This is a genomic window from Methylomagnum sp. (assembly GCF_054333355.1).
The window spans coordinates 1-5,114 of the sequence record NZ_JBTEKS010000318.1 but is presented as its reverse complement, the minus strand read 5'-3'; the positions used below and the strand labels follow the sequence as shown (position 1 = coordinate 5,114).

Below are 5,114 nucleotides of genomic sequence, written 5' to 3'. Positions count from 1 at the left end.
CTATCACGTCATTCAATGGCCGACAAAGCACCGGTAGGAATCCCCTCACCCCAACCCTCTCCCGTTGGAGAGGGGACCAGAGGGGCATAGCGCGATTGCCCTGCCGCCTGTGCCGCGTGGCTTGCTTTGGAAGGAACTGGGGGATATTGTTCGCCCCCACCAACCGGCACTGCCATTAAGTCAGGTTTTTCCAAGGGCTGAGCGGACGCGAAGCCAGCGGGCCACTTCACTTAATGCCTGTGCTTAAACCCGGACGCGGTGAAGGGAGTCTAAGCTCAAGGAGGGCGAAGCGTCCGAACGTGCAGCCATGTGGCGCTCCGCGTGGATTGTCCCCTAGCGGCGGGCCAGCAACCCTTTCGACACAGACATGATGAGTTCAGCGATTCCCATACCGTCCCATTCAAAAGAACAAAAAAGTCTGGTGATTGCCGCCCTGGGCGTGGTGTTCGGAGACATCGGCACCAGCCCGCTCTACACCATGAAGGAATGCTTCGGCGGCAGCCACGCCGTCCCGCCCACCCCCGAAAACGTCCTTGGCATCCTGTCCCTGATCTTCTGGGCCATCCTCATCGTCATCTCCCTCAAGTACGTCGTGTTCATCATGCGGGCCGACAACAAGGGCGAGGGCGGCATCATGGCCCTCATGTCGCTGATCGTGCAGAAGGCCCAAATCCGCGATTCGTACCGCTATGCCCTGATGATGCTGGGCCTCATGGGCGCCTCGCTGTTCTACGGCGACGGCATCATCACCCCGGCCATTTCGGTGCTGAGCGCCGTGGAGGGCTTGGAAGTCCTCAAGCCCAGCCTACACAATTATGTGGTGCCCATCGCGCTGGGCGTGCTGATTGGCTTGTTCACCTTCCAGCGGGGCGGCACGGCGCGGGTCGGCGCCTTGTTCGGGCCGGTGATGATTGTCTGGTTCGGCTGTATCGCGGCCTTCGGTCTCAGTAGCTTGGCTCGATCTCCCGAGGTGCTGGCGGCGGTCAACCCCGCCTTCGCCGTCCGCTTCTTCGCCAACCATGGCTGGCACGGGCTGCTGGCTCTGGGGGCGGTGGTGCTGGCCGTGACCGGCGGCGAAGCCTTGTATGCCGACATGGGCCACTTTGGCCGCGAACCCATCCGCAAGGCGTGGTTCCTGTTGGTGCTGCCCGCCTTGCTGCTGAATTACTTCGGCCAGGGCGCTTTGTTGATTCACGATCCAGCGGCGGTGAAGAACCAGTTCTACCTGCTGGTGCCCCCCGGCGGCTTGGCCCTGATGATCGGACTCGCCACCCTCGCCACCATCATTGCCTCCCAGGCGGTCATTTCCGGCGCCTTCTCGCTGACCTCCCAGGCCATCCAGCTTAGCTTCTGTCCCCGGCTCAGCATCCATTACACCTCCGAGGAGGAAATGGGCCAAATCTATATCCCTTGGATTAACTGGGCGTTGATGCTGGGCATCATCGGCTTGGTGCTGGGCTTCAAGTCCTCCACCCATCTGGCGGCGGCTTATGGCATCGCCGTCACCGGCACCATGGCCATAGACACGATCCTGGCCTTCGTGGTGGTGTACAGCCTGTGGAAGTGGAATCCCTATCTCAGTGGCGTGGTGGCCTTGGGCTTCCTCACCATTGACTTGGCGTTCTTTGGCGCCAACTCCCTGAAAATTTTCGAGGGCGGCTGGTTCCCGCTGGTGATTGGCGGCGGCGTGTTCACCCTGCTCAGCACTTGGAAGCGGGGCCGCGACCTGATGGTGGACAAGTTGCAGGAAGACGCCATGCCCATCGAGGAGTTCCTGGCGAATCTGGAAACCAACCCGCCCATCCGCGTCCCCGGCACGGCGGTGTTCATGACTGGCAGCCGCAAGGGCGTGCCTTTCGCTCTGTTGCACAATCTCCGGCACAACAAGGTCCTGCACGAAACCGTGGTCATCATGACCGTGCTGACCGAGCCGGTGCCACGGGTCGCCCCGGAGAAGCGCCGGGAAGTCATCAAGCTGGGCGACTGCCTGTTCCGCATCGTCCTGCACTATGGCTTCCAGGAAACGCCCAACATCCCCCGCGTGCTGAAATCCAGCAGCCGCGAATTCGACATCGACCTCGCCGAGACCACTTTCTTCCTCAGCCGGGAAACCTTGATTCCCCAGTCCACCGCCAAGATGGCCCTGTGGCGCATGAAGCTGTTCGTCGGCATGGCCCGCAACACCTCCAACGCCGCCGGGTATTTCCGTATTCCGACGGATCGGGTGATCGAGCTGGGTTCGCAGGTGGTGTTGTAAGTCCCCGTCCCGTGGGAGCGGGCTTTTAGCCCGCGATTGATGCCGCCCCTCGTGGGCTAAAGCCCACTCCCACGAACGATATGGTTCTTAATGTTCACCGACACAGCGACTCGCACGGCACGCCATCGCGGTTGCGATCCAGCTTGGTCAGCCCGCAACGGTCGAGGTAGTACATCGCCTCCTCGCAATTCGTCATGTCGCCGCAAGTCTTCTTCGCCCCGCACCGGCCCGATTGAGCGCGGCTGTGCTGGGATGCGGATGGACCCGACCAATGCGGCTCGGCCTTGTTGGCATGGCGGAAGTCCCACGGCGGCGTGGGGCGTCGGCTGGCCCATAGGCCAATCCCCCGCGCCCTGGCCGCCGCCTCCAAATCCCGCAGCGCCGCGTCGTGGCTGTATTGCGCGTAGAACCAAGCGCTGCCCTGCCTGATCTGCTCGGCGTTGGCGTCGGTGCCCGCGCACCGCACCCGGCCCAGCACCCGGTCGTATTTGTCCTGGCCATGCACCCGCACCTCGGCGTGCATCCCAAGGCACAGGCGGGCTAGGGATTGCCGCGATTCCTGCCCGTAATCCTGCCCTAGTTCCGGCGCGTCGATCTCATCCAGCCGCACCTGCACAGCCTCGCCATAGCGCAGCACCCTGAGCGTGTCGCCGTCATGCACGGCCACCACCCGGCCCATCCAATCCTCGGCCCAGACCGCGCCGCCCAAAATACTTAGTAAAACAGCCAGGCCGCCGCGCCACATCGCTAGCGTTCTCCTTCATCGCTAAAATGCCGGGGGATACTGTCACTATGGGAGTTTGTCATGGGTGTGTTTTCCAAGTTTCTGAAGATTGAATGGCCCGAATCGCTGTCATGCGGCGCGTCGGGCCAGAATCCCGCGTTCCGGGTGGGCTTCACCGCCGACGGGGAGATTCCATTTCCGCAGGTCATTCTGCACGGGCAGGGCCAACAAAAGCTTATCAAGGGCGAGTCCATCCGCTTGGTCTCGGCCACCGACGAGGAGTGCCACTACGTCGCCTCGGTGCCAGCGGACTTGCTGGGCGGCGGCAACATCACCGTGCAGGTGGAAGGCTGCCGCGTGGCCGATCTGGGCCAGGCGGGCGGCGCGGACTGGATCAAGGAGTTCCGCCATCTGCGGCTCGATGCGCCGCCCCAGCCGAAAGCGGAAGTGCGGGTGGCATCCGTGGGTGGAAACGCGGTGAAGGTCTATTTCGGCATCCACAAGCACATGCACCAGCCGTACTACAACACCACCGACCGGAACTACTGGGACGGGGAAAAGGACGGCATCTTCGGTTCGCGGGTGGGCAACTATACCGATTTCATCCCGGCGGCGGCGTGGCAGTACATCCACGGCGGTTTGCCCCATGCCGGGCTTTCCACCAGTTGGAGCGGCTCGCTCATCGAGCAACTGGACCGCTGCGCCAACGATGGCCTGTGCGGGGGCGGCTTCGGCGGCTGGAACAACGCCTTGCGTGGCGTCGCGGGCGAGAAGACCCAGTTGGGCAATCCGCGTGTGTCGTTCAGCGGCTTCGGCTTCTTCCATCCGCTGATGGCCCTGATTCCGCACCGGAACATCGTGCGGCAAATCCGCTGGCACCGGGAGATCATCCGCCGCGCCTTCGGGGCCGAGGCGTCCACGGTGCTGTTTCCGCCGGAAACCGCCTTCCACGTCCGCATGATTCCGGCCCTATTGGAAGCGGGCGTCACGGCGGTCATTTACGATTCCATCCACCGCTTCCGCGCTTGCCAGGATTATCCCTACGCCGGTATCGGCGAGGGCATGTTGCCGCCCAACCCGGCGGAGCAGGCCAATCCGCCGGTGAACGACTGGCTGCAACTGCACAATATTTGGGCCGGTTCGCTGGTTGCGCCCTCGCTCCTGAAGCCGGAATACGTGGCCTACACGGACCCGGACGGCCAGACCCACAAGATCATCGCCGTGCCCGCCGAGCGCTACATTGGCAACGAGGATGCGCGGGGCGGCTTCGGCGCCTTGCAATACCCGGATGTGCTGGGGCAGGTCTACAACCGCATCGTGGAGAGCGGCAGTTTCGACCCGGCCCATCCGCCGTTCTTCCTGCTGCATTCCGACGGCGACAACCACGGCGGCGGGGCGGATAGCTACTATCGGCACAACACCGGCGAGCTGGTGCGCTGGCTGCAAGGCGACCCGCGTTTTGAATTGACCACCACGGAGGATTATCTGCAACGCTTCCCGCCGGACCCGGCGGGGGCCATTCACCTCGAACCCGGCTCGTGGAGCGGGGCGGACAACGGCGACCCGCAGTTCATGAAGTGGTTCAGCCGCTACGATCAGCCGTATTCGCCGGACCTGAATTCGTGGGCGGTGCTGACGGCGTTCCAGAATATCGTTCATAGCCTGGAGGACCGGGCGCCCAATCTGCCGGGGCTGGATGAGGCGGCGCGGTTGATGCTGACCGCCGAGACCAGCTGCTATTGGTACTGGACCGGCCAGCATGTGTGGGATCAGCAAGTGACCGACGCGGCCAACAAGGGCTATCGGCTGCTGCGTTCGGCGCTGGATGGGCTGTTGTCCGCCGGGACCGACCGGACGGGACCGACCATTTTCGCGCCGTGGGTGACGCCGGAGAATCCGGGCGGCAAGCGCTGGGGGCGGGGTTGCCTGCTGGACGCGCCTCGGGAGGGCACGGTGCATACCTTTGTGTTCGATATTTCCGGGGTGAGGCGGGTGAATCTGGTATTGCGTACCGCGAAGGGCGAGACCGTGCTGGCGATGAAGAATCGCGGGGCATATCCGAGTGAGACCGGGGCGGCGATTACTGCTGATTACTATACGGTGGAGTTGCCGGTGGGGGCGGGGGATGTAAGG

3 protein-coding genes are annotated in these 5,114 nt (G+C 63.5%); 2 read left to right on the top strand and 1 reads right to left on the bottom strand.

The window, feature by feature from the left end; translation table 11 throughout:
* The first annotated feature begins 421 nt into the window (after positions 1–421).
* Positions 422–2,257 (top strand): potassium transporter Kup, encoded by a 1,836-nt coding sequence (locus ACXWUF_RS18145; protein WP_458496015.1) that lies wholly within the window; start codon positions 422–424, stop codon positions 2,255–2,257.
* A gap of 94 nt (positions 2,258–2,351) precedes the next feature.
* Here the strand turns inward: ACXWUF_RS18145 and ACXWUF_RS18140 are convergent, their stop codons facing one another.
* Positions 2,352–3,002: a thermonuclease family protein gene (locus ACXWUF_RS18140; protein WP_458496014.1), complete on the bottom strand. Its 651-nt coding sequence runs from the start codon at positions 3,000–3,002 to the stop codon at positions 2,352–2,354.
* A gap of 60 nt (positions 3,003–3,062) precedes the next feature.
* On the opposite strand from ACXWUF_RS18140, the gene ACXWUF_RS18135 reads away from it, so the two are divergent.
* Positions 3,063–5,114 (top strand): glycosyl hydrolase family 57 (locus ACXWUF_RS18135; protein WP_458496013.1); only part of this gene is annotated, 2,052 nt, incomplete at its 3' end.

Coding starts and splice junctions, on each gene's coding strand:
- ACXWUF_RS18140 (WP_458496014.1), bottom strand. CDS start 3,002: ATGTGGCGCGGCGGCCTGGCTGTTTTACTAAGTATTTTGGGCGGCGCG.